This is a genomic window from Anaerolineales bacterium (assembly GCA_003105035.1).
Taxonomy (GTDB): domain Bacteria; phylum Chloroflexota; class Anaerolineae; order Anaerolineales; family UBA4823; genus FEB-25.
The window spans coordinates 80,486-107,324 of sequence record PQAL01000027.1; the positions used below are offsets into that span (position 1 = coordinate 80,486).

At 48.2% G+C, this 26,839-nt stretch carries 23 protein-coding genes; 14 read left to right on the forward strand and 9 right to left on the reverse strand.

The genetic code is table 11. The features are described 5' to 3' along the window. The first annotated feature begins 56 nt into the window (after positions 1–56). The 6 genes from yqeC (at position 57) to C3F13_11570 (ending at position 4,915) form a co-directional block, all read left to right on the forward strand. Positions 57–1,469: a putative selenium-dependent hydroxylase accessory protein YqeC gene (yqeC, locus tag C3F13_11545; GenBank protein ID PWB52389.1), complete on the forward strand. Its 1,413-nt coding sequence runs from the start codon at positions 57–59 to the stop codon at positions 1,467–1,469. Then, positions 1,466–2,047, forward strand: a complete 582-nt coding sequence (locus C3F13_11550) for a hypothetical protein (protein PWB52390.1) — start codon at positions 1,466–1,468, stop codon at positions 2,045–2,047. Before yqeC ends, C3F13_11550 begins: the two co-directional genes overlap by 4 nt. Before the next feature lie 159 nt (positions 2,048–2,206). Beyond that, positions 2,207–2,791 carry an RNA 2',3'-cyclic phosphodiesterase gene (locus C3F13_11555; protein ID PWB52391.1) on the forward strand — a complete coding sequence of 195 codons (585 nt, stop codon included), beginning with the start codon at positions 2,207–2,209 and terminating at the stop codon, positions 2,789–2,791. A gap of 54 nt (positions 2,792–2,845) precedes the next feature. Further along, positions 2,846–3,163 (forward strand): ribosome silencing factor, encoded by a 318-nt coding sequence (gene rsfS, locus C3F13_11560; GenBank protein PWB52424.1) that lies wholly within the window; start codon positions 2,846–2,848, stop codon positions 3,161–3,163. Between the two features lie 14 nt (positions 3,164–3,177). Then, positions 3,178–4,035: a hypothetical protein gene (locus C3F13_11565; GenBank protein ID PWB52392.1), complete on the forward strand. Its 858-nt coding sequence runs from the start codon at positions 3,178–3,180 to the stop codon at positions 4,033–4,035. Positions 4,036–4,174: 139 nt separating this feature from the next. Beyond that, positions 4,175–4,915, forward strand: a complete 741-nt coding sequence (locus C3F13_11570) for a hypothetical protein (protein ID PWB52393.1) — start codon at positions 4,175–4,177, stop codon at positions 4,913–4,915. Positions 4,916–4,971: 56 nt separating this feature from the next. Here the strand turns inward: C3F13_11570 and C3F13_11575 are convergent, their stop codons facing one another. The 5 genes from C3F13_11575 to C3F13_11595 form a co-directional block, all read right to left on the reverse strand. Beyond that, positions 4,972–5,520, reverse strand: a complete 549-nt coding sequence (locus C3F13_11575) for an ATP:cob(I)alamin adenosyltransferase (GenBank protein PWB52394.1) — start codon at positions 5,518–5,520, stop codon at positions 4,972–4,974. Between the two features lie 284 nt (positions 5,521–5,804). Then, positions 5,805–6,635 carry a co-chaperone YbbN gene (locus C3F13_11580; protein PWB52395.1) on the reverse strand — a complete coding sequence of 277 codons (831 nt, stop codon included), beginning with the start codon at positions 6,633–6,635 and terminating at the stop codon, positions 5,805–5,807. A gap of 15 nt (positions 6,636–6,650) precedes the next feature. Further along, positions 6,651–7,073 (reverse strand): hypothetical protein, encoded by a 423-nt coding sequence (locus tag C3F13_11585; protein PWB52396.1) that lies wholly within the window; start codon positions 7,071–7,073, stop codon positions 6,651–6,653. A gap of 69 nt (positions 7,074–7,142) precedes the next feature. Continuing rightward, positions 7,143–8,315 carry a hypothetical protein gene (locus tag C3F13_11590; GenBank protein ID PWB52397.1) on the reverse strand — a complete coding sequence of 391 codons (1,173 nt, stop codon included), beginning with the start codon at positions 8,313–8,315 and terminating at the stop codon, positions 7,143–7,145. Then, positions 8,264–8,581: a hypothetical protein gene (locus C3F13_11595; GenBank protein ID PWB52398.1), complete on the reverse strand. Its 318-nt coding sequence runs from the start codon at positions 8,579–8,581 to the stop codon at positions 8,264–8,266. The genes C3F13_11590 and C3F13_11595 overlap by 52 nt, the downstream gene beginning before the upstream one ends. Positions 8,582–8,687: 106 nt before the next feature. Here C3F13_11595 and C3F13_11600 point away from each other — a divergent pair, with 106 nt between their 5' ends. Further along, complete coding sequence (locus C3F13_11600) at positions 8,688–8,957, forward strand: hypothetical protein (protein PWB52399.1); 270 nt, start codon at positions 8,688–8,690, stop codon at positions 8,955–8,957. Between the two features lie 358 nt (positions 8,958–9,315). On the opposite strand, the gene C3F13_11605 is transcribed toward C3F13_11600, so the two are convergent. After that, on the reverse strand, positions 9,316–10,134 hold the full coding sequence (locus C3F13_11605; GenBank protein ID PWB52400.1) for a hypothetical protein: 819 nt from the start codon (positions 10,132–10,134) through the stop codon (positions 9,316–9,318). Between the two features lie 123 nt (positions 10,135–10,257). Between C3F13_11605 and C3F13_11610 the strand changes: the two genes are divergently transcribed. Beyond that, on the forward strand, positions 10,258–10,833 hold the full coding sequence (locus tag C3F13_11610) for a hypothetical protein (protein ID PWB52401.1): 576 nt from the start codon (positions 10,258–10,260) through the stop codon (positions 10,831–10,833). A gap of 15 nt (positions 10,834–10,848) precedes the next feature. Here the strand turns inward: C3F13_11610 and C3F13_11615 are convergent, their stop codons facing one another. Together C3F13_11615 and C3F13_11620 are read right to left on the reverse strand one after the other, a co-directional pair. Beyond that, on the reverse strand, positions 10,849–11,844 hold the full coding sequence (locus C3F13_11615) for a ribose-phosphate pyrophosphokinase (protein PWB52402.1): 996 nt from the start codon (positions 11,842–11,844) through the stop codon (positions 10,849–10,851). Positions 11,845–11,991: 147 nt separating this feature from the next. Beyond that, complete coding sequence (locus C3F13_11620; protein ID PWB52403.1) at positions 11,992–14,400, reverse strand: hypothetical protein; 2,409 nt, start codon at positions 14,398–14,400, stop codon at positions 11,992–11,994. A gap of 140 nt (positions 14,401–14,540) precedes the next feature. Here C3F13_11620 and C3F13_11625 point away from each other — a divergent pair, with 140 nt between their 5' ends. Next, a complete protein-coding gene (locus C3F13_11625) occupies positions 14,541–14,981 on the forward strand; it encodes a dehydratase (GenBank protein ID PWB52425.1) in 441 nt (146 codons plus the stop codon). Positions 14,982–14,983: 2 nt separating this feature from the next. Continuing rightward, positions 14,984–18,349 carry a hypothetical protein gene (locus tag C3F13_11630; GenBank protein PWB52404.1) on the forward strand — a complete coding sequence of 1,122 codons (3,366 nt, stop codon included), beginning with the start codon at positions 14,984–14,986 and terminating at the stop codon, positions 18,347–18,349. Between the two features lie 6 nt (positions 18,350–18,355). Here the strand turns inward: C3F13_11630 and C3F13_11635 are convergent, their stop codons facing one another. Next, complete coding sequence (locus C3F13_11635) at positions 18,356–20,953, reverse strand: hypothetical protein (GenBank protein ID PWB52405.1); 2,598 nt, start codon at positions 20,951–20,953, stop codon at positions 18,356–18,358. Between C3F13_11635 and C3F13_11640 the strand changes: the two genes are divergently transcribed. From C3F13_11640 to C3F13_11655, 4 genes are read left to right on the forward strand one after another with little or no spacing between them, the layout of a single operon-like run. Next, positions 20,943–21,917 (forward strand): glycosyl transferase, encoded by a 975-nt coding sequence (locus C3F13_11640; protein PWB52406.1) that lies wholly within the window; start codon positions 20,943–20,945, stop codon positions 21,915–21,917. The two genes, C3F13_11635 and C3F13_11640, sit on opposite strands and share 11 nt — an antisense overlap. Positions 21,918–21,923: 6 nt before the next feature. Then, positions 21,924–24,431: a hypothetical protein gene (locus tag C3F13_11645; GenBank protein PWB52407.1), complete on the forward strand. Its 2,508-nt coding sequence runs from the start codon at positions 21,924–21,926 to the stop codon at positions 24,429–24,431. After that, positions 24,415–25,566 carry a hypothetical protein gene (locus C3F13_11650; protein PWB52408.1) on the forward strand — a complete coding sequence of 384 codons (1,152 nt, stop codon included), beginning with the start codon at positions 24,415–24,417 and terminating at the stop codon, positions 25,564–25,566. The genes C3F13_11645 and C3F13_11650 overlap by 17 nt, the downstream gene beginning before the upstream one ends. Then, on the forward strand, positions 25,563–26,774 hold the full coding sequence (locus C3F13_11655) for a hypothetical protein (protein PWB52409.1): 1,212 nt from the start codon (positions 25,563–25,565) through the stop codon (positions 26,772–26,774). The genes C3F13_11650 and C3F13_11655 overlap by 4 nt, the downstream gene beginning before the upstream one ends. Positions 26,775–26,839 lie beyond the last annotated feature (65 nt).

The following is a 26,839-nucleotide window of genomic DNA, read 5'->3' on the forward strand; positions in this document are numbered from 1 at the left end:
AAGAATGTGAAGGTACCAAAGTATAACCTTCGATTGCATTTATCTTAATAAACGCCATGCAGTTAATCACATCACTAAGATATAACCAACCTTTTGCTATTGCGTTCGTTGGCGCCGGAGGTAAATCTACTGCGATCTTCACAGCTGCAAAGCAGTTATTAACAGCGGGTAGACAGGTACCTTCCCAAAAAACTGTCCTCCTAACGACGAGCACCCATTTTAGTGCCTGGCAAGCAGATCAAGCTGACCATCATCTAATATTAGTTAATGAAGAGGATGTCCGCAATTTAAGGAAGAATCTTCCAAGTGGGATCGTGCTGCTGACTGGCAAGCGAGATAGCAACTTATTAGGAGGATTAAGCCAGCGATTGCTAGACGACCTCCACCAATTGGCTGAGAGCCAACAACTTCCCCTGCTGATCGAAGCAGACGGGTCGCACATGCACCCGATCAAGGCTCCAGCAGAGCACGAACCAGCAATCCCCGGTTTCTCACAGGTGGTGGTAGTAACGCTAGGAATGCAAGCGCTGGGCAAACCCGTGGGCCTGGAATGGGTGCACCGACCGGAGCAATTTTGTAAACTCTCCGGCTTGCGACCAGGGCAGGAAATTACAGCAGAAGCCATGGTTAAAGCTTTTCTGAGCCAGGAAGGCGGGTTAAAGAATATTCCCAGGTCAGCGCGGCGGATTGCGTTGCTCAACCAGGCAGATACCCCAGAGCTGCAGGGAATAGCGGGGAGAATAGCGGAAATGCTCATCCCAGCCTACCAGGCTGCCATCATCAGCTCGCTGGCACCGGTTAGCGGGCGAGCACAGCCCAAAAGTAATGAAACTGTAACAGGTGAAGATGCGATCCACGCAGTGGTAGAACCGGTTTGCGGGATCATCCTGGCAGCAGGAGGTTCGAGACGGTTTGGCCAGCCAAAGCAAATCTTAACCTGGCGCGGCGAGCCGTTGATAAGGCATGTAGCGAAAACCGCCTTGCGAGCAGGATTAGACCCGGTGATTGCGGTGTTAGGGGATGCGATGAAAGAGATCGTGCCCAGCTTAAAAGACCTGAATGTTCGCATAGCCAATAATGAGCGATGGATGGAAGGTGTGAGCACTTCCATATGCACGGGGTTGGCTGGTTTGCGCGAAGATGTAGGTGGCGCGGTATTCCTTCAGGCAGACCAGCCGCAAATCCCGAGCCAGCTGGTAAAAAGCCTGGTAGAAGCACACCGTACCACGCTCGGTCCGATCGTTGCCCCTCAAATCGATGGAATGCGAGGCAACCCGGTCTTATTTGATAGGGAGACATTTCCAGCATTATCCGGGCTGGATGGAGATTGGGGGGGTAGGGCCCTGTTCAGTCACTATCCAATCCAGTGGATCACCTGGCACGACCCAAAGGTCCTGATCGATATTGACAGTCCTGAAGATTATCGGAAATTCCTCGAAGCTTTTCCCGAGACAGAGGAGGTTGCATGATCAGCGCAATCATCCTCGCCGCCGGCCAATCGATACGGATGCGACAGCCTAAACTGCTGATGCCCTGGGGTGAGACTAAAGTCATTAGAAGAGTCGTTGACAGCGTGATGGAAGGGGGCATTAAGGATATTTGTGTGATCACTGGGAGTCTTCACAACGAAATTATCAAGGTTTTAGCTGACTCTCCTGTACGTATACAGCAAAACGAGGATTATGCGAACGGGGAGATGCTGACCTCGGTCCAGGTGGGTCTGCATAGCTTGAGCGATGTATCGGAAGCTGCCTTGATTGTGCTGGGTGACCAGCCGCAGATTAAACCTGAAGTTACCAGGGAGATCATTGACCGGTACCAAAAGACTCACTATCCAATCATCATACCTAGTTACAAAATGCACCGGGGCCATCCCTGGCTGGTAGAGAAGTCGATGTGGCCATTTATCCTAAAACTCACACGACCGGATACTCTGCGTACATTCTTGAGTATTAGCGAAGATAAAATCGACTACATCACGGTAAATACGCCTAGCATCCTGCAGGATCTGGATACCCAGGAAGATTATCAACACTACAAACCGTGATAAACTGCGAGTTTCTTACCCTTGTAAACTTGTTTCACATATGCTATGGTTTAAAAAATGAACAATAACCGCTTCTGGAAGTCAGAAAAAAAACGATCCATTTATCGAAACCCGACCAGGCGATGGTGAGGCTTCGACCTGTATTTCAAGGATAACCTTATGGCAGGAGTCATCCGCGCATTTATAGCCATTGACTTATCGACTGATATCCAATACCGATTAGATGAAGTAATGGTGAATTTTAAAAGCCTTTTACCTCACAGCGCGGTCCGCTGGGTACCGTCTGCCAACATCCACCTTACTCTAAAATTCCTGGGGGATGTGTCTTTGTCTAACTTAACGATCCTCACCGACATGCTCCAGACAGAAATATCTGGACATCACCAATTTGATATCAGCGTTGGTGGCGCAGGAGCATTCCCGAATAACCGCCAGCCGCGCGTTATCTGGGTGGGGGTCGAAGCTCCTGCAGAGCTAGCAGCTATCCAGAATGGAATTGAAACCACCACCAGCCGGTTGGGGTATGCCAGGGAAGATCGGGCTTTTTCGCCTCATCTGACCCTGGGCAGAGTATCACGGAACGCAACTTCCCAGGATGCAAAGATGATCGCAAAAGTATTGGAAACTACCAGGGTAGGTTTCCTTGGAGCTACCTGCGTTGAAAAGGTGCATCTTTACCGGAGTGACCTGCAGCCATCTGGCGCAGTTTATACTCATATTTTCTCTGCTTCCTTGATAAAATAAGGGTAAATCTGTATGAAGAGGTGAGATCTGGAAACATTGGATATTGCACGCGAGATCGTTAATCAGTTAGAGGAAAAAAAAGGCGAAAATCTGGTATTGATCGATATTAAGAACCTGGCAGTATTTGCCGATTACTTCATTATCTGCTCAGGCACAAGCGACCGCATGATAGGGGCTCTGGCAAGCTCAGTGTCTGAGTTCATCCACACCAAATACCAATTGCCTGTACACACTGAAGGTGAACCACGCGAGGGCTGGGTCTTGATTGATGCAGGGGAAATTATTATTCATGTCTTCTCACCTGAGCAGAGAAATTACTATAAATTAGAAGACCTGTGGTCGCACGGAAAAGTCCTGCTACATTTGCAATAACCGATTCTCATGCAATGATCGAGAGCGACTATACCATTCGCACTGTACTATCCGCTGACCGTTCTCGATTGGCAAATCTCATCCATTTTGGGACGCATATCCACCAGCACCTGGATTGGAAGGCACCCCTGGATTGGATCGGGAGCAGGCCATATTTGTTGTTAGAAAGCAGCCAGGAAGCCCTGGCGTCGTTGGCCTGTCCACCTGAATTACCAGAAATCAGCTGGATCAGGCTTTTTGCCAGCAGCTCGCAAATAAGCGCAGGCAAAGCATGGGAACATTTATGGAATGCCACCAGTGAGGAGCTGCGTGATAGGGGTGACATTAAAGTTGCCGCGATATCGCTGCAAAGCTGGTTTAATGATTTGCTAACCGGAAGTAAATTCACTCACACAGATGATGTAGTGGTTTTATTGTGGGAAAAATTCACCTCATTCCCCGATGCTTCTGCTAGCCAATGCCTGGTGAGGCCAATGCTACCTGAAGACCTGGAGAGAGTTACCAGGATAGATCATGCTGCCTTTGATTCGATCTGGAGAAACTCATCGGAATCGCTAAGCCTGGCATTTCAGCAATCCTCCCTGGCGAGTGTCGCCGAATCTGACGATCGAATCATTGGGTACCAATTCAGCACCGTGGGTGCCATGGGTGGGCATCTCGCCAGGCTGGCGGTAGAGCCCTCCATGCAAGGAAAAGGAATTGGGTATTTGTTGATTCACGAGGTATTGAGTCAATTTAATAAACTGGGGGCAACCCACGTGACGGTGAATACACAGAAGAATAACCAGGCATCCTTAACATTGTATGCCAAGGCAGGATTTAAGCTTACAGGTGAGTCTTACCGGGTCTACCAAAATTTTCTCCAACATTAGCAAGCATACCTAGGTTTTTGTTTACTCACCAGAAATAATAAGGGGATTAAGAAGCGAGTCAGACGCAGGATTTATACTAGACAAAGATGGGTTCTCGTGGGAAAATTCTCGCTTGACTATTTAAACAGGAGTGACATGCATGACCCAAAGTAGACGTGATGCTATCAAGGCTCAGAGGACCAGGAAAAAACGCCAGCAACGAATGAACACAATACTATGGGTGGGGGGATTCATCCTCATCGTTATATTATTGTTAATCTCTCCATTGATCTACAACTTACTTAAACCAGCAGGTAGTTTTGTTCAAATAACACCTGTTGCGAGGCCGATGGAGCATGGAAAGGCAATTGGCAATCCAGATGCTAAGGTAAAAATCACAGTATATGAAGATTTCCAATGCCCAGCCTGTAGACAGTTCACCGAGCAGATCGAATCGCAGTTAATCCAAAGCAGCTATATCACCAACGGCCAGTTATATTACGAGTTCATGCAATTTCCGTTCATTGACTCTCAGGTTGTGACTAAAGAATCGCTACAAGCCGCCAATGCCAGCATGTGTGCAATGGCTCAAGGTAAATTCTGGGATTATCATGACATCTTATTTGCCAATCATACAGGCGAAAACGTTGGAGATTTTACTGACAAACGTTTACAAGCATTCGCGGAATCGCTGGGGTTGGATATGACCGCTTTCGACAAGTGCTTTAAAGCCAATGCGTATTCTGCTGAGATCGAGAATGAATACAACGATGCTATCTCCCTCGGGATAAACAGCACGCCAACAGTATTGTTGAATGGCAGGGAGATCACGCCTGGGCAAATCCCTACATTTGAGCAGATAAGGGCTGCCATCGATGCGGCGCTGGCGGGTGGTGGATAAACTACTAAAATGAGATCGTCATAAGCACGCTCTCTTATTTTTTTCGCAGGTTTTTGTTATTTCTTTGCTAAAGTAGGGGCTGAAGCTCCTGAAGCTTGATTTTCATAGAGCTCGAGGATAAAACATAAGGAAGACAAGCGGTTCATGTATCGCTGGATCTCTCTATTTTCTAGTTCTTCTGCAATCACCAAACGGGCGATATGCCGTTCAGCGCGCCTGACGACCGTGCGGGCAAGATCGATGGCTGCCCCTGCCTTGGAATCACCAGGGATGATAAATTCGTCCGGAATAGAAACCATGGAAGTAATCAATTCGATTTGCTCTTCCAGCCAGTCAACCTTCTCGTGGTTGATTGTTCGGAAGCGAACGGCATTCTCAGGGGATGCCGCGATCTCTGACATCACATGATATAAATCTTTTTGGACAGTCAAAAATATGGAGGCTGCTTCCTGGGTTGTACTGAGTGTGCGGGCTACTGCGATAGCTGCGTTGGCCTCATCCACTTCACCAACAGTCTCAATACGCAGGTCACACTTGGGAACCCGTCCCTCGCCAAGTAAGCCAGTATAGCCATCATCGCCTTTTTTGGTGTAAAATTTTGTCATGGCAATAATCTACCAGAAAGGAGTGAACCTATGCAAATTCGATGTCAACACTGCCACCGTCCATTCGGTCTGGATAAAGTCATCGTTCATGCCGCACTCGACCAGCTAGCTAGTGAACATCAGGGGCATTATAACGTTCATTGCCCCCATTGTGGGAAGTCAAACCAGGTTTCGCGGGTTGAGCTTCAACGAGCAGCCCCTGATTGGAAGGAAGCAGCTCAACCGGACAGCTAAAAAAGCGATACGAAAAAGGTGTATCAACGGATACACCTTTTTGTTGTATGTTAGAACAGGACCATCGCCAACTCACGACGATACTGTTGTGTGAGGGAGTGGTTATCACTTAACACTTCAAATAACCCCAACAGAATCACCCTGGATGCGTCATCGTGGTAGTGCTTGTCTTGGCGGAGGATGTCGATCAGCCCATCCATGGCAGCCGGTAAGAATCCCCTTTTAATTAATTGAATTGCGTTATTGTAGGCTGCATTGAGTGGATCATCACTGTCCTGGACATGGATGGTGTCATCTGCCAATGCATGGTAGAGCGGTTTGAGCAGCTCCAAGCGGGCAAATTCCGGGCTGGCTGAAAAATGGTCCATCAACCGCTTTGCCTCTGAATATGCGCCTTGCATCAAGCATGCCTTAAACAATCCCAGGAGGCCTGCCGGATTGTCGGGGGATTTTTCCAGGAACTGGCGAAAAGAGTTTCCGGCTTCATTCCAGCTCATCGATTCCAGCTGGCTCTGGCCTTTTTCCAATAGCAAGTCGATCTGGCTCGGGGCCAGATTGCGGATGAAATCGCGGATGCGTGGCTCTGGCTGTAACCCCAGAAACTCGGAGACAACATGCCCGTCACGAAATGCCTTGACGTTCGGGATGCTCCTCACGTTAAAGCGTAATGCCAGGTTGGGGTTATCATCCACATTCACCTTTGCCAATCGATAAGCACCTTGAGCTTCCTGGGCCAGTTTTTCGAGCAGCGGAGTGAGCGTCTTACATGGGCGGCACCAGTCAGCCCAGAAATCAACGATCACAGGGACCTGGTTGGAGTAAGCAACCACTTCGTATTCAAAATCTGCTTCGTTTACAGTTTTTATGAAATCTGATGTCATATTCTGAGAAATCTGTCACTCGTCTTCAGGGGCAATTGTGCCTGGCTGGTTCACTTCCAGCACTTCACCATGGACATTGATTTTCACACGAAACCCCATCATCCCCATATAAGCGCGACCCTCTTCGGGAATCCCAGCCTTAAGCACTGCTTCGAATTGCTGATCCATGTTCTTTAGCTGGTTTTCGATCAGCGCTTTGGAGAAGATGTCGTCTTGACCGAGCATCTTTGCCGTCTGTTCTGCCAGCTCGTCCTCATGACCTTCAATCATCTTACCCATCGACATTAAGACCTGGCGATCTACTTCTTCTGAGGGGATGTGGCGGTGAAATCCGGCATCATTCACCACATAGCAGGGTTCATTACCTACCAGGCTGACGTCCACGGGTTGGTCATCTTCATCAAAGATCAAACCTTTAAAAAGTGGTTGATATGCCATTTTGAGTAAACCTACCTTTATCAATATTCACGTCGATTTGCGAATCGCTTGGTAGATAGAACTGCGTCATCATTCGATGATCTCTACAACTGTTCCTGTTTTTTCATATATTTCTTCCTGATCTGGTGGGATATCAGGTTTTGTCCATAGATACAACCATTTTGATGCTTGAGTGGTCAAATTGATACATCCATGACTGCGAGGTTTTCCAAAATTATTATGCCAGTAAGTCCCATGGAATGCAACCCCTTCTTCTGTTATATAGCAATTCCAGGGTACACCAGGTAGATCATAACTGTTGGCGGCCAGGTTACCACGTGCCATGTGGCGCGAAGCACGCTTGTGAAAAATCGTGTGAGGGCCGGTTGGGGTAGAAAAATCACCGTTGCTGAAGACCGCGCCCGAAGCCACACGAGCCATATATACCGGCGAATCATATTCAAAGGCGATCATCACTTGTTCAGGGATATGGACCTCAACCCGTTTACGGTCTGGAGGGACGTTGGGAGATATGGGCGTCAACTCCTCGGCAGGGACGATGCGGATATGATGGGCGAGCACATAATACCGTTCTTCCCACTTGTCATCCTGGACCTCGTACCACTGGTTCCCCAAAGAATCGCTGACAATAGATATGATCCAGTAGGTTGTTGCATAATAAAACCGGTAGGCGACTGGCTCATCATTGCCCGGATCCTGGTGAGCATCGGTAAATGGTACGGTGACTTCACCTAATGTACCCTCGGGAGGGATGTGTGAGACAATAGGGTTGGTGATGGTGAACACGGGCTGGATCGATCCGGAGTGTACATAACCTTCAGCACCAAGCTTGTACCATACCATATTGAACGAATCGATAGACTTGCCGACCGTAAGCCCGGTCAGGTGAAGGACTGTATCGTGCCAGTACCGGTTAACCTGAGTCCCATCAAACGAGGGAGTATCGTAGACAATCACCGATGGGTCAAGCACGCGTCCTTGCTGGTCGGGAGGTAAAGACTTAGCCAAAGATTGGGTATCATGGAAACCCTGGAGATACTCCTGGAGGTTTTCCATGGTTATCGCACTTGTTTTGTTTAAGGGTATGGGTATAACCATTCCGAGGGCGGCTGCTAGACCAAGGCTGCCTAGCTTTAAAAATGACCGCCTTGTCAGTGATCCTGAAGCAATATTATGCTCCTGCATCAGCCTTACTCGTGAATACTTACCAGCGTACCCACATCTGCCCAATAAAAGAGCCATTCAGCATCTGGTATGGTGAGGTTGATACATCCATGGCTCATAGGAGTACCGAAATTACTATGCCAGTATGTTCCATGCAAGCCATAACCAGAATAGAAATACATCACATATGGCACATCAGGCAGATAGTATCCTGGACCAGCCATATCTGCATAGACATATTTCACATAAATATGGAATTGGCCAGTGACGGTAGGATGCTGCCAGGTTCCGGTAGAGACCAGGAAGGATGCCACAATTTGATCACCTTCATAGGCATAGGTCATCTGATCAGATAAATCTACATCGATCCAATGCTCCCCTCCACCTGATGACGGGGGCTGATATTCTACCGGTTCTTCGATCGGGTAAGGTGTATCGGTAGGATAGGGAGTGAAGGTGGCAGTGGGAGTGTCGGTCGGTGTTGAAGTTGATGTCTCCGTAGGCGTGGCAGTTGGCGTATTGGTCGGTGTGGGTGAGGGGGTGATGGTCGGGGTATTTGTGGGGGTGGGTGTATTGGAGGCTTTGGCAAGGCCACTCTGGGGTGCCATCAGGACGTCCGGCCCGGTCAGCAACGTGGTGACAAAAGCGCCTGTAGCTGGCGACACCAGGGCGCTGGTCAGAACTACGATCATGCCCAGGATCAGGAACCACCAGAGATAGCTAAGGTGTTTTTTAGCTGAAGGTTTAGCAACTGCCGCTGCCTGGATGGATTGCGCCTGGGGTTGCCTGGCAGGAGCGTTTTGGAGCTCCACCTGGGGTTGTGCCCGCACTCGTTTGACCGCCCAATGCAGTCCTTGTTTGGCTCGCTCACTGTTCGGATTGATCGAGAGAGCTTTCTCAAGGTACTCGATACTGGCGCGAGGTGAAGATACCGCGGCCAGCCACAGCCAGGGTTCTTCGATAGTGGGATTAATACCGGCAGCCACGCGTGCCCAATACCTGGTTTGCGTATGGTCACCCTGACGGTATGATATCCGGGCGTTCTCTAATGCCTGTCGAAGAAGTTCAGCTTGATCACTCATGGTACCTGGGTTGCTTCAATGGTTTCATTCCGCACGAAGCATAATATGCCCGAAGTGATACCGGAGGCAATTTCGTCGGGTTTTTCGGTGATGATTTGGTGATCCAGGTTCATAAAACCAGTCTCAATGATCGCTGCTGGTGTGTTCGGATCGATTTCATTGAAAGCGTGGTAATTGGACATATCGCTGGTCACACTGCCAGTGTGGAAAGGTAAGCCAGTGGCCGCTTCATACCGATTCCGAAGGCATGAAGTAAGCCTTTGGGCTTGTTCCGGATATTTGGTCGAGATGGCAGCGGCAACTTTAAAACCAGTAGCCTGATCATTGATATATTCACAAGAATCGGCGTGGATTGACACCAATGCCAATGCTCGGTAATCAGTCAGGCGGGGATCAAATTCTGCCAGCAAGTCAACATCATATCCCTGTTCGATAAGCTTTTCGCGCACCAGGCTGCCAATATTCATATTAAGTTCAACTTCGCGGGTGCTACCCAATGCTTCTGAACAAACTGCGCCTGAATCATTTCCGGAGTGACCGGCGACAATTCCTATCCTGGGTTTCGAACGCGGCGTTGTAGTAGGCACCCCGGGGACCGGTGTCAGCTTCTGAAACTGCAAGGCGCTGGTAAGCTTGTCGGAGAGCCCGCCAGGCAACAATCCAGGTTCGGTCCAGGCTGTGAACAAGGTGGCGATGACAAATGCCACCACGATGATGATTTCAAGCTGGCGGAACATACCGCCAGAATTCCCTTTGGGATTCACAGCTATGGTTTGCCCGGAATTTTCGGTGGAAGCGTTAGAGGCTTTGTCCATCACCTTGATACTACCTTATTAATTATTTGCTGGCAAGTGTTTTGTCCTTGATAGCACTTGACGAGGGATTGATGCAATTGTATAGTGTAGCTGAATTTATTATGTTACCAGGAGAGTGCATGTATGGTGCCAGAACAACATCTATCGGAGGCCGACCGGACCTATTTATTATCGCTGGCCAGGCAAACCATTGAAAATCATTTACGGGGTCACAAGGTACCTGCATTGGATTTTGAAAGACTATCTCCTCAACTAAGAGCGGATGGAGCGTCCTTCGTCACCCTGACCTACCGGGGATATCTTAGGGGTTGTATCGGTTCACTTGAGCCGATACAGAGCCTGGCAGAAGACGTGCGCGAACACGCCCTGGATGCAGCCTTTCAGGATTATCGCTTTCCACCTGTTCAACTCAAAGAGATGAATGAGATCGAAATTGAAATATCCTACCTGACCAGACCGGAACCACTCAAGTATACAGACAGTGATGATTTACTGAGGAAAATTCGACCGAATATGGATGGCGTGGTTATCCGCGACGGGGTGAGGCGAGCTACCTTCCTCCCGCAAGTATGGGAAAAAGTACCTGATCCTGAAGAATTCCTGGAGCAGCTATGTATGAAGATGGGAGCCCCAGCCGACACATGGAAAAGGAAGAAGCTTGAGGTATTAACTTACCAGGTCGAAGAATTTCATGAGTGAAGACAATTATTTGATTTAGTCTTCATCACCGAAGTCGAATAAGGGTCCGATTGACTGTCGCGTGTAATTGCGGAAAATTGCGTCCGCGATCAGCGGAGCTACAGATAAGATCGTCAGGTTCGGAGGACGTTTCTCAAAGGGTATCGGAACTGTATCGGTAGCGATGATATGCGAGATTTGGGGGATGGCTAATAATTGCGGCAGAGCATCTCTGAAGAAAAGCCCATGGGTACAAACCGTTATGATATCTTCGACACCGCTGGCTACCAAATACCTGCTCAGTGTTATTACAGAACCGCCGGTAGCTATTTCGTCATCATATATGATGGCGCGTGTAAACCCAGCAACCTGTTTGCCGATCAAATCGCCAATCAAAACCTCGGTATCGGAGATACGAGTTTTTTCTGCTGAAATGGATGACAAATTAAAATTGTGAGCAAGGCGAGCAGCAGACCCTGCACGACCGTAATCAGGGGCGACGACGATCGTGTTGGTGTGATCAAATTTTACCTCGTGCTGAAGCTCGCGGAGGTGGTTAACAAAGATTCCGCGCGCAGTCAGGGGATCGGTGGGAATCCTGAAGAACCCATGCACTTGGGGCGAGTGGAGTGTCACGGTCATGACATGTGTAGCCCCTGCTGTTTCAAGCAGGTCAGCGATGAGACGGGCGGTGATGGAAATTCGCGGGGCGTTCTTTTTGTCTGATCGGGCATATGAAAAGTAGGGGATGATGGCGTGGATTTCGCGAGCGCCAGCTCCTCGAGCAATATCTAGCATCATCAGCAATTCGAGGAGATGCTCGCTAACGGGTGGAATTAGCGATTGCACGATGTAGACCGAACGGGACCTGACACTGGCACCTAACTGTATATACAGGTTATCGTTGCTAAAACGAGAAAAATGAGTCGTCTCTAGCGGGATGCCAAGGTGTAAGGCGATGGAGGCTGCTAATTCTGGATGAGAACGTCCGCTAAAAATTCGAACATCATCGGGATTGAGCTGACAGTCCATGAAGTTAGTCCTTTATATTTTTACGACCGTGTGGTGATCAGGTGATAGTTAGTCTCTCCTATAGATTATACAAGCAATGGCAAAGGAACGCAAAATAATCAGGACATTATCTGCCTGATGAATTTCTTTTATCTCGAATGATTTGGACTATTCGGAAGCAGATGAAGGCGCTAAGCTTGTGTTAATCACCTGGGGTTGATGATTAGCAACGGTAATATTTTGACCATCAGGAAAGATGACCAGGGTCTTTTTATCCTGGTGGACAACGGTAAGACTACGATACTTAACCGTGACTGGCCAGGGAAAGGGATTGCCTCCCAGAACTTCTATCTGATGTGGATTGATAACTTTTATCCCAGCAATCTCAAGGAATATCCCCACGGGTATCAGGCTGGTCAGTATGTTCGCGGCACCTATTGGCTTGCCTGTCTCTATGTGGTAATTCTGGTGAAAAGCCAGATCCTGCTTAAGAGACAGTTGGACTGCTTTCATGATCCTGGAAAACAGTTCTGCCGCTTTTTTCCGCTGGCCGTAATATAGCAAACCTTCCAGGACCATGCTAACTGCAGGCAGGTGGACGAGGGAATACTTGGGTTTGCCTTCTGAAATTTGCGGACCATTGAGCCAGGCATTCAATCCATATGGGCCGAGGAATTTTTTCTTATTCAGGATGGTAAGGTTGATCAGGATTTTGGCTTTTTCGGCAGTCGGTATATGAGCCCAGAGCGGCATCAGGAGGGTGTGATCGAATATTCTCAGGTTTGTGCTTTGGATGTCAACTTCATCTTCTGCTGAAATCCCTGAAATCTCGACCTGCTCAATACCGCGATAAATATATTTACTCGTGTAGCTACCTGAATTCTGAGACCAGCGAATGTCGGCGGGTGTGATATGGTCCACACGGTGGGTGCCTGTCTCTGAAGTACCATGCAGATAGATGTGTGCTGGCCGTGTACCTTCCTTTGTGCACCAAATGCGGATGACTGGTCGCAGTGGCTGATCGAATTCTCGGTGAATATCAACCAATCCTGGTCCATTGCGCTTGCCAAGTACCTCGGGCGGAAGGGATAAATGGGAATCGCGATCTCGATACTGGTAGCATGCGGTGCTATCATCCCAACTCTGGTCGATCATCGATTTCAATTCAAGGGAGATGTTTTCCAGGTGCAGGACCGACTCGCTGTTGCCGATCTCTTTAGCGATAGAAATTAAGGACAGACTTTCCTGAAAGAGATAAGAGCATAGTTCCGGGCTTTCTACACATTCAATATTGAGCCAATCTGGCGACTCGCCGTGGATTGAAAAAATGGGGTGATCTTCGAACCCCGTTTGAACTGGCTGATCCCATTCTGGAATGGTGTCGTTATCCCGGTCGTGTGGGGCGTTGAACCAGGAATTGAAGAACGATACTAACTGCGGATAAGACTTGCGTAAAAAATCGGCATCCTTCGTATATAAATAATATTGCCAAACCATGTGAGAAATTATGGGGGTTGCCAGTAATTGAGCACGCTGGCCTGCCGCGCCGGGCTTCAGATCGATTTCGCCAGTATCAGCTCTTGAATTGATAAAGCTATAAAGGAGTGCCTTCACCACGCCTGGTTCCCATGGGAGGAGGAAGTGAAGTAAATAATGTGCGTCGAGTGGTGTCAAGCCATTCCACAGGTGAGTATAATCCAAGCCATTTTTAAGGATGGAATAACCCTGATCAGGATTTCTCGCATAGACACATAATGGCGCATTCCCATCGCTGCCTGGGCTGATCAAAAGCTGGTTTACGATGACTTGGGCAAGGCGAAAGGCATTATCCCATTCATGATTTCCAGTGATGATCTCAGGCTGTTGCGAATCAAACCTGACAATTCGGGCATATTCGGCATCCAAATTATTTTCAAGCATTGACCTAGCATGTTCATATGAAGCAGGTGTATCAGCAAGTGCAGCATGACACCAATGCATTGTTTGTTCTTCACGCGGGCGAAGGCTGAAGGTTGAACTTAGAGAAGGAAAGGGGCTTTTACCAGATTGAGCACCGCCTAATAGATAGAGTAATGGGGTCAGGTTGGCTGTTTGTCCAACCAAAATCGTGGTCAAACCAATCTCAGTGGCTGCCATCCGATGTCCATCTTCAGCGGGGATTAGAAGCTCTGCCCATTCAACCTGGAATTGGCAGGTATCATGACTGGCATTCACCAGCCTGGTTCGGCAGCAAACTGCGTGAGAGTCGGGAACCCAATACTCACATATGACGTTTAACCATGAGAATGGTCTAAACGATAGGCTGAGGTAATTCGCGTAATATTGGTGGATGGTGATCGCGTGATGAAATTCAGCCGGGTTATTGATGACCTGGTCCTTGAAGATAAACCTGGGAAATATGCGACAAAGCGGTGCCCGGAGGCCAAACGTGGTCTGCAAGGAGAGCGCTGGAGGCTCAGAATTCCCCAGATTAATCTCCCAGATTTGATCATCGATATATTCGGTTGGGTTTAATCTTGCATCTGCAGCGATGGTTAACTTGATGGGCTGCTCAGGAGAAAAATTCCATTCACGCATTCGGATATTGTAAGGGTAATTGGAATATTGGTCAAAGATATATTCTGCAAAAGGGTAATGTTATAATCTCCGTCCGGTGTATTCATACTTTGTAGAAAACTACGGAGGTCAGCATGGAAATCGTCAAAGGGCAGCGCGGCATGTGGTTTGAAGAGTTTATCGTTGGTCAGAAGGTCATCTCGGCAGGCAGGACCATCACCGAAGGCGATATTGTGACATTTGCGGGTTTATCCGGTGATTATAACCAGATCCATACGGATGGCGAATTTGCCAAGACCACTCCATTTGGGCAGCGAGTAGCACATGGATTGCTTGGTCTCTCCATTGCATCGGGCTTAGCCATGCGGACCGGTGTGCTGGAAGGCACAGTCATCGCTTTCAGAGAGATCAATAATTGGAAGTTCACCAATCCAATTTTTATCGGCGATACCGTGCACGCAGAACTAAACATCCTGGAGACGAAAGCCATCCCACGCATTGGGGGTGGATCACTCATTATCGAAATAGCACTGAAAAATCAGCGGGACGAAGTTACCATGAAAGGAACATGGACGGCATTGGTTGCCAGCAAGCCTGAATAAATATGTCGAATCCTGAAATTCCTGGTGAACCTCAATATATCAGCAAACGCTTCCGCAGATTGGCGAATTCGAGCGAGGAGTCAGCTGAGGATATTTCGCAGGAGGACTCTCCGTCGCATGAAGATAACATAGCTGCCGAAGATAAAGCGGATAGCGCGCACGAAAGCACAGTTTCACCAGACCAAACCAACGAAGAAAATTATCAGCCAATGACAGGTCAGGAAATACCTGGTATCGTACCGGCTGGTAATACTTCATCGGGTGGAGATTTGAGTGGAACACCAGAACAGGAAACGAAAAAATCCAGTCTTGTTGTGCCTGCATACACGAATAACCAGAAAACATCTGCACCACTGGCAATCGATGAATACGGAATGCCAATCCCAGCACGGGTTAATCACCAGAACAACTCAAACCTTAAAGGAACCCAGGTGGGGAGAAGCATTTCAGCACCTGCTCAAGCTGGCTTAAAAACGAATGAAGGCAATAAGAATGCAATTAATGGCCAGCGTAATGGGATAAACGTAAGCAAGGTGAAAAGGAAGAATAAGCGCGCAAGAGCGCTGATCAGCCGTGAAGAAGGCGCAGGTTGCTTCATCCGCATGCTGATATTAGCCCTGATTGCTGGCATAGTTATCCTACTTATCGGCGGTTCTTTCGTCCTTTATGAATATTATAAAATCGCAGCGACTTTACCCAGCGTTGCTGACCTGCAGCAAAGGGCATCGACATTTGAGACAACCAGGATATATGATCGTAATGGAAATCTATTATATGAGATCCTGGACCCTACTGCAGGAAGGCGGACCTTTCGGACCCTGGATAAAATCTCCCCGTACCTGGTAGCTGCAACGATCGCAACTGAAGATAAATCCTTTTACAGCCACCCAGGTTTCGATTGGACTGCCATTCTCAGGGCGTTCTGGCAAAACTTCCAGGGTAGAGGCACAGTATCAGGTGCCTCCACGATCACCCAGCAACTGGCCCGGTACCTGTTACTATCTCCGGAAGAGCGTAACGAACACTCATACATGCGCAAAGTGAGAGAAGCTCTGCTGGCAGCTGAAATCACGCGCAGATACTCAAAGGACCAAATCCTGGAGCTTTATCTGAATGAATTTTATTATGGCAGCCTGGCCTATGGAATTGAAGCTGCGTCTGAGACCTATTTTGATATGACCGCAGACCAACTGAACCTGTCACAGGCTTCATTCCTGGCTGGCTTACCACAAGCTCCGGCAGTCTATGATGTGTATCATGATCGCGAAGCTACCAGGGAAAGACAAAAGCAAGTCCTGACATTGATGTATGAAGTAAGCAATGAACAGGGTTGCATTTACGTCAGTAACAGCCCGCAGCGGGTATGCGTTGATGCTAATACGGCTGTTTCAGCTTATACTGACTTAGAGAACTACGAATTTCACGCCCCCGACGTATTAATGCGCTACCCACATTGGGTGAACTACGTTCGCTCCATACTTGAAACACAATTTGACGCACAGACAATCTACCGGTCTGGTTTTTCTGTATACACGACGCTTAATCCTGATCTACAGGACAAAGCAGAAGCAATTGTTAAGCAGCAAGTCGATTCATTGGCTGAATATAATGCCACGAATGGTGCTTTGGTCGCCATCCAGCCATCCAGTGGTGAAATCCTGTCAATGGTTGGATCGGCAGATTTTTACAATGATGCCATCGATGGCCAGGTAAACATGGCAACCAGCCCAACCAGGCAGCCAGGATCATCGATCAAGCCAATCACCTACATTTCGGCATTCGAAAAAGGATGGACACCGGCAACATTGATTTGGGATGTTCCATCGGAATTTCCACCATCCGGGGATCCAAACGACCCACGACCACCCTATGTTCCCGTAAATTATGACGGAAAATTTCATGGCCCCGTCACGGTTAGATCTGCCCTGGCTAATTCATTCAACATACCTGCCGTAAAAACCCTGGAATTTGCCGGCATCTATGACGACCCAGCCACGGCTGAACCGGATGGTATGATCAGCACTGCGAAAAAAATGGGGATTACCTCGCTTACTCGGGATGATTATGGCTTATCACTCACCCTCGGTGGGGGTGAGGTCAGCTTGCTAGAGATGACTGGAGCATATTCTGTGCTGGCGAATGATGGCAGATACGTTCCGCCGGTAGCAATCTTAAAAATCCTGGATCACACTGGGAACAAGGTCTTCGAATACACTCCCGCAGCCGGGGAGCAAGTGATCCGGCCTGAACATGCCTTTCTGATCACATCAATCTTATCGGATAATGAAGCACGGACACCAATGTTCGGCCCTGGTTCAGTGTTGCAATTGCCTTTTACAGCTGCAGCCAAGACGGGCACTTCCAATGACTACAGAGATAACTGGACCCTTGGATACACGCCTGACCTTACGGTGGGCACATGGGTGGGGAACGCAGATTATTCACCCATGCAAAACATTTCTGGAGTGGCCGGGGCTGCCCCGATCTGGGCGCAGTTTATGGAGGCAGCTATTCCGCAGATCACCAGTGGTAACCCAACGCCATTCTCAATGCCAAGTGGCATCGTTGAGCGGGTGATTTGTGAAATCTCCGGAACCGAGCCTTCTCAATGGTGCCCCGATCAACGAACAGAATATTTCGCTGCAGACCAGCTACCCTTACCCAGTTCTCAGGACCTGTGGACGAAGGTCAATTTGGATACCTGGACGGGCTTACGCGCTTCTAGTGACTGTCAAAACTTCACCAAGGAAGAATTCGTGGTCAACGTAACGGATGCATGGGCAATTGGCTGGATGCAGAATGATGCACAAGGGCAGGAGTTCGTCAGGCAAATGGGTTTTGATGACCCCGTTCACTTTGCGCCTACACGCGAATGTAACTCCAACGACCCACAAGCAACAATCGAATTGTCATCGTTGGCGGAAGGGCAATCTATCACAGTCTCTCCCCAAGATATCTTTGGAAAGATCGATGCATCTGCGGATTTTCAAGGGTATAAAATCGAGTACGGTTTAGGCGACAACCCGGGTGAATGGAAATTCTTATTTGACAGTAATCAGCCGGTCAGTCAGACAGGCAAAATATATGCATGGGATTTAAAAGATATGCCCCCCGGTCTGGTTACCCTGCGGATAACCATGATCAGTATCAGGGGAGGTTATGCTGAGCGGAAAGTGCACCTCAACATCATGGTCCCCACGCCCACGCCGACACCAACCGTAACACCAACACTTACCCCCACAGCTACAATAACGCCAACACCTTCTCCGACAATCACTCCTTCAGCTACACCATCACCGACAGCCCTGCCCAGCGATGTGCCGGCTACAGAAACACCAACCCAGTCCCCTGATTTCGTTAATCCGTAATCAAAGTTAGATCAGCCACAGTTGAGGTGTGGTAAATGATATCGGATCCAGACTGAGCAGTTGGTCCAGGTTTTCACGATTCAATACTGGAGAATCAGCTAATGAACGCAGGTGGCGAAATTTCAAGAAGTGCCAATTCCCTTGCGTTGGGTGGAACGCCCGGCTCAAACGTGGATCACGTCGCAGCTTGTATACCAATATGTTCGCTCGACTGGCTGGGAGCACGATTATACCTTTCATCGAAGAGAGATTTTGGGTTAATACAATATCTGTGATTGCGGCAGATGTGTTGGGAAAGAAGCGATATTCCGGCATGTTATCCCCATTCGACCACACGAGGGAAGGTTTAGATTGAGGTGTACGCTGCTGTTTGCAGACAAATCCGAGGCGTTCACCGATTTCCTGGATAAATCTTGCCGCATGCTCCAGGTCGCGCTGCCTTTCAACAGGGGCATCTTCCGGGCGCAGGTACCAGCGGTTATTATCTGCTGAAGATGGAAGCGCATAAGATTCGAGGCACAATTCAATAAATTCCAGTTGTGGGGTGAATAAACCGGGGAATGCCTGGCACAAGGCGGTGTCTATCTCGATGAGTGTCGTACCAGGATGATCAATTAATTGGGAGACCAGTTTTTGCTCATAACGGTCGGTGATCGGTGTCTGATCGCTTGGGTCGGGTTCACGCAGCCAAATTAATGCAGAGGATGACACCTCGGATGATCGGGTCGGTTTTTCCCGATCTGCTCCCTGTTCAATCTCAACAGAATTTACCTGGGTAAGGACGGTCGTTTCGTCCTCAACAACGATGTTATCAGAGGCGACTGACAAGAAACTATTTTGTGTGATCGAATTTTTACTGGGAGCTTCAACCGTTGTGACATCCTGTAGCCCGTACAGTAAAAAACCTGAACGGTAGGAGAGCACTTCACGGGCGGTATTGTATACGCTGGAATACATGGCTGATGGCGATAATTCATCTTGTTGGTCGATGTTTTCCAATGCTGGTATTCGCTGAAGATCATTTATTTCACCATCAGTTGTCATCGGGTGTTCCGCTTGCCAGGAGTTAATGATGCCCATGAATGCCGCAGAAATGGTCTTAATGTAAGCTGCTGGCTCAGCCCTGCCTTCGAGGTACCTTTTTGCGTACAGGCTGGCAGCATGCGCATAGCCAATATCTGGAGAAATTGATGGGGCGATGTGGTGAGAATTCCAGAAAATCTGTGCATGGGCTTGTTCTGCCCTGATGGCAATAGTCTCCAACCGGCAACCAGACATGCCTGCTGCCACCAGGGTCGCTCCTAAAAGACCCGGTTCTGCTTCATTAACGATTCCGAAGATCGGTGTATCATCATCGAGGGTCAGGACCAGCTGTTTGAAGACTGAAAAGAGAGCAGCGGTATGCCATGCCCAATCGTAGCGCTGCCGGTGTAGCACACTGCGGAACGATCCCACTGCATCGCGACCCCATAGCCAGCCTGCCCATAATGCAGATAAGGTCCAGAATGCCTGATTTGGGCGAGGTATGACAGAACAGACTACTCTTATCCCGATATTTTTGACCGATTCAGCCAGGCTGGCATACCTGCCGGTAAAAATACAAATTCCGCCAGTGGAAGGAGGCAGCTGGGGCCAGGCTGTAACTGGAACAGAGACGGGCATGTCGCTACTATCAGCGGTACTCCACAGCTTTATACCTTCTTCAAGAGAAATCCAGATGTTATTCTCCCGGTAGTGGCGCGGAATAGTGAGCTGCCTGCGTCGTTCCTTTTGAGCTGGGACTCTCCACGTCGCAGTTGCCTGGTCAAAGGCGTGGAGCAACAAAGCCGATAAACACTTTTGGTGGAGCGGGGTGGCTTGTAAACCTTCGATCTTATTAATTATCGTGATCAGTACATAGAGGGCACGCGGCATATAAACTGATAATGCTTGCTCGACGTGGATACGATCCTGGTCGGTCGCTGATACGACGCGTTCCAAGGCACGAGCCTTGTGCATCCCACTGATGGAAAATTGACTGGCGAGCTCAATATCAGCTGCAGTGCAGGCATGCTCTCCAGTATCGCCACAAAACGGGCAAGTATAGATGCGTATGTATGGAGATGGATTCCCATGCTCCCAGAAGAAGGCCTCCGCAGAGATCAGTGACCCACAGCGTGCACACACTGTATTGTATAATGAGCGGATATGGGGCTCAATCCGCTCATTCCCCACATATGAAGCTGCCAGCTCAGCCAGGGAAGCCTGCATATCCTCTGGTTTCGGGGGATCTGCAAGCATTTCCAGGATAAACCTGGTGATGGGATTGTTGGCGCTAACTATGACAGGATATCCAGCACGGGCGGCTTCAATCGCAACCTTGGGGGACGCCCCGAATGGATCCAAGATACAGGCTCCAACAGGGACGTTTTTTTGCAGCCAGGTTGAACAGATGCCATCCTGGATTTGAGGCAGGTATTGAGAGAGTGGTTCGGCTCTCTTGGACAGAGTACCTTCTATGAATGGTATCGATCCGAACATGTCTGTATACGTTGAATATAGTATAGCGGTATAAAACAAAAACACAAGGGATAAAAATGGTATACTTTTGTCTATGAAGCTCATTATTCAAATCCCCTGCCACAATGAAGCTCAAGAAATAAGCAATACCATAAAGTCACTCCCATCCTCTCTGGAAGGTTTTGACTGTGTTGAATACCTGATCGTTGATGATGGCAGCGATGATCATACTGCAGAGGTTGCCCTTGAGGCAGGGGCGCACCATATTGTCCGCTTACCTGGGCATATGGGGTTAGCCGTAGCCTTCACATCCGGCTTGGATGCAAGCGTTAAAAATGGCGCAGATATCATTGTGAATACCGATGCAGACAATCAATATCATGCAGCGGATATCAACCTGCTTGTCAGGCCAATCTTGGAAGGAAGAGCCCAGATTGTGGTAGGTGATCGGGGAGTAGCCACTTCACAAAACTTTTCACCAGTCAAACGATTGCTTCAAAGGATGGGAAGCTGGGTGGTAGCGCGCATCTCAGGGATGAACATCCCTGATGCAACCAGTGGGTTTCGAGCACTGACCAGGGAAGCAGCCCTTCACACCCTGGTACTCAATGACTATTCGTATACTTTAGAGACCCTGATCCAAGCGGGTGCTCGAAGGATACCAGTAGAGTATGTCAAAATTCGAACAAATCCACAAACGCGACCCTCGCGATTAATCCGCAGCGTGCCGCATTATTTAGCCAATTCAAGCACAACCATCGTTCGGTCATATACGTTGTACCGTCCTTTACGCGTTTTTACCATCCTAGGAAGCGTTTTCATCCTCGGTGGGTTAGCCCTAGCCGGGCGTTTTCTATATTTCTATTTCAATGGACAGGGAAGTGGCCACCTTCAATCGGTGATCCTGGCAGCTGTGTTATTGATCGTCGGTTTTCAAGTGCTTTTAATCGGCCTGGTGGCGGATCTGATCGGTTTCAATCGAAAGATATTGGAAGAATTACTGTATAAGGTCCGATTGTTAGAGCTAAATAAATCCGACACGAAGAAAGACGCCTCAGGACCCAGTTGATCGGTAATGAAATCACTGCGGCTTATCCTGATACTCATCGGTTCGGTTTTAATCTTAGCGCTTACCGGCTGTTCACCCTGGGTGGTTATCCATCAGGGCAACATATCCCAATGGATGACGTTAAGTGCCAATAACAGCATTGGCCAGACCTTCGTCAGTGATTATTCAGGTTTACAAGCGGTAAACTTTTTACTCGAGCCACTCGAACAAGGCTCGGGTACAGTATCCGTGCATCTGCGGGCGGATCCACAAGCATCCGCTGATATTGCCGTTGTTAAACTCCCCATTTCAGAGGTTGAATCAAGTAAGGCTTACCGGTTTGATTTTGAAGCGATCAATGATTCAAATGATCAATATTTCTATGCTTATCTGACGATCGATGGGAGTGGGATGGTCCGTATAGCAACGGATCAGGCGGTAAGCTACCAGAATGGATCTGCATACGAAAATCATCAGCCGATCGATGCACAATTGACATTTAGCCTTGGTTATGACAAGCTTTCAGTGTTTCTCGGATTAGCCGAGCAGATATTCCACTACTTAATCATCTTTAGCGCAGGTTTACTTGTCTTGACCATCCCGGGATGGGCTATTCTTAGCGCGTTATGGATGGGTTGGGAGAGATTCACTAGTCTTGAGAAGCTCCCCCTCGCAATCGGCACATCCGTGGCATTCTATACCCTCTTTGTGCTGGTTACCTACCTGGTTCACCTCCAGCTTGGAAAGTGGTATGCCTGGCTGCCGGTGATTTCCGGTGGTATCTATATCATCACAAGAAACATAATCACGTTTTCCAAGCGCAATAGGTCTCATAAATCGGACCAGGCTAAACATGGGGGACATATATTTTCCAAGTCAACCATTTGGATCGATATCAGCCTCATCATCATCCTTGTCTTGATTTCTCTCACGCGGTTCTGGCCCGTACGCGGCCTGGAACAGCCGATGTGGAATGATTCACTCCACCATACGGTGGTCACGCAATTGATCCTCGACCACCAGGGATTGTTTACCTCCTGGCTGCCATACGCACAGTACCAAACATACAGCATGCACTTCGGGTTCCCAATTCTGGCTGCCATGCTTTCATGGGTCACCGGGGTTTTGAGTGGTCAGGCTGTGCTCTACATGGGGCAAATATTAAATATTATCGCTCCTCTGGCACTCTACCCCCTGGCTATCAGGTTGTGCCATGGTAAGCGTATCGGAGGGGTGATCGCTGTTCTTACCGCAGGATTGTTAGCACCCATGCCCGCTTTTTACATCAACTGGGGCAGGTATGCCCAGCTGGCAGGCCAGGTAATCCTACCTGTTGCCATGTGGATGATCTGGGAGGTGGTGGATTGCCTTCATGATGAGAAATATTCTACAGGCTGGACCCATTTGCCTTGGATGAAGATTGTCATCACTGGAGGCTTAATTGCGGGGATGGTCTTGTGTGAGTTCCGCATGATCTTTATTATTGCGACATTTATCATTGCAATGCTTGTGGCTGAATTATTTAAATATACTCTGCGGAATTTACGCAGTTGGCTACGCGTGCTTTGGTCTATCGCGCTGATAGGATTTATCAGTTTACTGTTTTTCATGCCATGGGGATTGCGCGTTCAAGGAAGCAGGCTGGTTGATTACACCGGGATTGGAGCAGCAACGAGCGCTTTATCTGGGTTGGTCACACACGATTATCAATCATGGATATACATCCGGTCTTACCTCCCGATCGGAATACTTGTTATCAGCCTGGCGGGGCTTCTATGGGCGATCATTAAAAGGGATTGGGCGACGGCCTCGCTTGGACTGTGGGTGATTGGCATGTCTTCACTTTATGCCTTAATCGTGCTACACGTACCTTGGGTACAATATGTGCAGTCCTTTGCTGTACTCATCACGCTTTACATACCGGCTGGTTTATTGACTGGTTATATTGGAGGCGATTTGGCCGGATGGGTGGCAAACTGGAAGCCGGGAAAACTCGCCGTATTTACAGTAATCATTTTTCTCGGTATTTTTGGGGCATGGAATCTCAGAAATATTGCCAATCCTGATCGATATGCATTCGTTACAAGGCCTGATATGCGGGCTATGCAATGGATCAAGGAGAATGTCTCGGAAAATGCGAGGTTTCTCATCGAAGGTACTCACGAGAATTGGGTGACGAATGTGATCGGGACGGATGCAGGCTGGTGGATTCCCTTGCTGACAGGGCGGGAAAACACAATCCCCCCACAATATGCTATGTCGAATGAGCAGCCGATTAACCCGGATTACACGCAAAAGCTGGTGGAGCTTCAAGCTGAATTAGAGCGGACTAGCCCAGTTTCTATGGAAGGAATGAGATTGCTGTGTGAGCACGGGATTACCCACATCTATATTGGGCAGAAATTTGATTCCCCAACCAGTAATAATCATCCACTCTTCACTCCGCAGGAACTGGCCATGAGTCCGAAGATCAAGGTTATCTATCACAGCGATCAAGTTTTCATCTATATGGTCGAAAATGCCTGCGAACAATAATCAACCTCTGAGGGTGTGTTATTTCGGCACCTACCGTGAAAATTACAGCCGAAACCAGATGATGATCGCTGGACTACGCATGAATGGCGTGGTTGTCAATGAATGTCACGAGACATTATGGCATGGAATAGAAGACCGAGTTCGCATAGCCAGTGGCGAATGGCTGAAGCCTGGATTCTGGAAACGAGTTATCAGTGCGTACTGGCATTTGCTTCGAAAATACCTGAAAACAGATACACATGATATTTTGATCGTTGGATACCCTGGTCAATTCGATGTATTGCTAGCCCGCATCCTCTCCTGGATGAAACACAAACCATTGGTTTGGGACGTGTTTATGTCGATCTATCTGATCACAATCGAGAGAGGATTGGATAAACAAAATAAATTATCAGCGAAGATGTTGCGAGCAATTGAGTGGCTGGCACTTAGACTTCCCGACAGATTGATATTGGATACCAATGATTATGTACAATGGTTTGTCAAAACGTATCAGGTCAAACCGGAGCGATTCTACTTGGTGCCCACCGGCGCCGATGACCGAACATTTTCGCCGGTTTCGGAATCTCCAGATAAGGATGACAAATTTACTGTGCTCTATTACGGCACGTTCATCCCCAATCATGGGGTGATATATATGATCGAAGCGGCACAAATCCTCAAAAGCGAACCATGTATTCAGTTTGAATTCATTGGCACCGGGCCAGAACTCCAAGCTGCCGTTGAATTCTCTGACCGCAATCAGCTCTCAAATGTGAAATTTATCAAATGGTTGGAAAAGGAGCAGCTTAAACACCACATGAGCCAGGTAGATATATGCCTGGGAGCTTTTGGCATCACGCCGCAATCGATGATGACGATTCAAAATAAGATCTATGAATCTGTAGCGATGCGTAAGCCGTTGATCAGTGGCGATTCACCTGCAATCAGGCAGGTATTTACCCATGGCGAAAATATTTATCTTTGCGAACGGGCTAATGGACTAGCGATCGCGGATGCGATCACTGCTTTATGGAAGAAGCCTACCTTGCGTGAACATATCGCGCAAGCTGGATACATGCTTTATCAGGAAAAATATAGCCTTCTCGTCAATGGGCAACGATATAAGACATGTTTACATGAATTAAGTCAATGAGAATCCTTTTTTTATTAACCCAGGATTTGGAAAGCCCATCCGGATTAGGGCGTTTTTGGCCAATGGCAAAGGCCTTGGCGACACGAGGACATCAGGTAACTATCATCGCATTACACCCTGATTTTTCAAATTTACAAACCAGAAAATTTATTAGGGATAAAGTCAGTATAGAATATGTTGCCCAGATGCATGTCATGAAGACCGGCAGCCAAAAAAAATACTTCTCACCGGGTCGATTAGCCTGGGTGACATTATCTGCGACCCTTGCTCTGCTTAAAGCGGCGCTATCAATACCTGCAGATATCATCAATGTATGCAAACCCCACCCAATGAACAGCATTGCAGGTTATCTGGCTGCGAAAATTCGAGGTTCTGTATTATGTATTGATTGTGATGATTATGAGGCAGGATCGAACAGGTTTTCAAGTTCCTGGCAAAGACAATTGGTTGCTTTATTTGAAACAAAAATGCCTCGCCGGGCAAGCCTGGTGAGCACAAACACTACTTTTATGCGACGAAATTTACAGAATTGGGGTTGTCTGCCTGAACGGATTCTCTATCTACCCAATGGCATAGATAAAGGACGGTTTTTTGCACCTGATCCAGCAGAGGTGAACCAACTTCGGATGGAATTAAGCCTGGAAGGAAAACGTGTTGTTCTTTATATTGGAACAATGAGCCTGGTGAATCATCCGGTCGATTTATTGCTTGAGGCATTTGTCGTGGTTCATCAGGAGTTTCCCGATACAATATTATTATTAGTGGGTGGTGGCGAAGATTATCAAATATTGATTAAGCAATCTGATGCCCTGGGAATAGGGCAAGCTGTTTGCTTTTCGGGCAAGGTCTTACCTGAAAAGGTGCCGGATTATTACGCGCTCGCAGAAGTATCCGTCGACCCGGTTTTTGATAACGATGCAGCGCGGGGACGTTCTCCATTAAAATTATTCGAAAGCTGGATATGTGGAGTTCCGTTTGTTACTGCACCGGTAGGTGATCGTCCATTTTTGCTAGGTGATCCACCAGCCGGAAGGATGGCTAAACAAGCAGGGGAACCAACTTCACTAGCATTTGAAATCATCCAGGTGCTTCGGTCGCAGGAGATCGCAAACGAGTTAATAACAAGAGGGCTTAAGAATATCGAAAACTTTACGTGGGAGCAGCTTGTTGCTAAATTAGAGAAAGCCTATGCAAACCAAGCCAAATAGAGCAGTTTCGAATCTAGTCATAAAGCTTCGGGTGTTACCTGTTCAGGTGATTGGATAAAATTTTC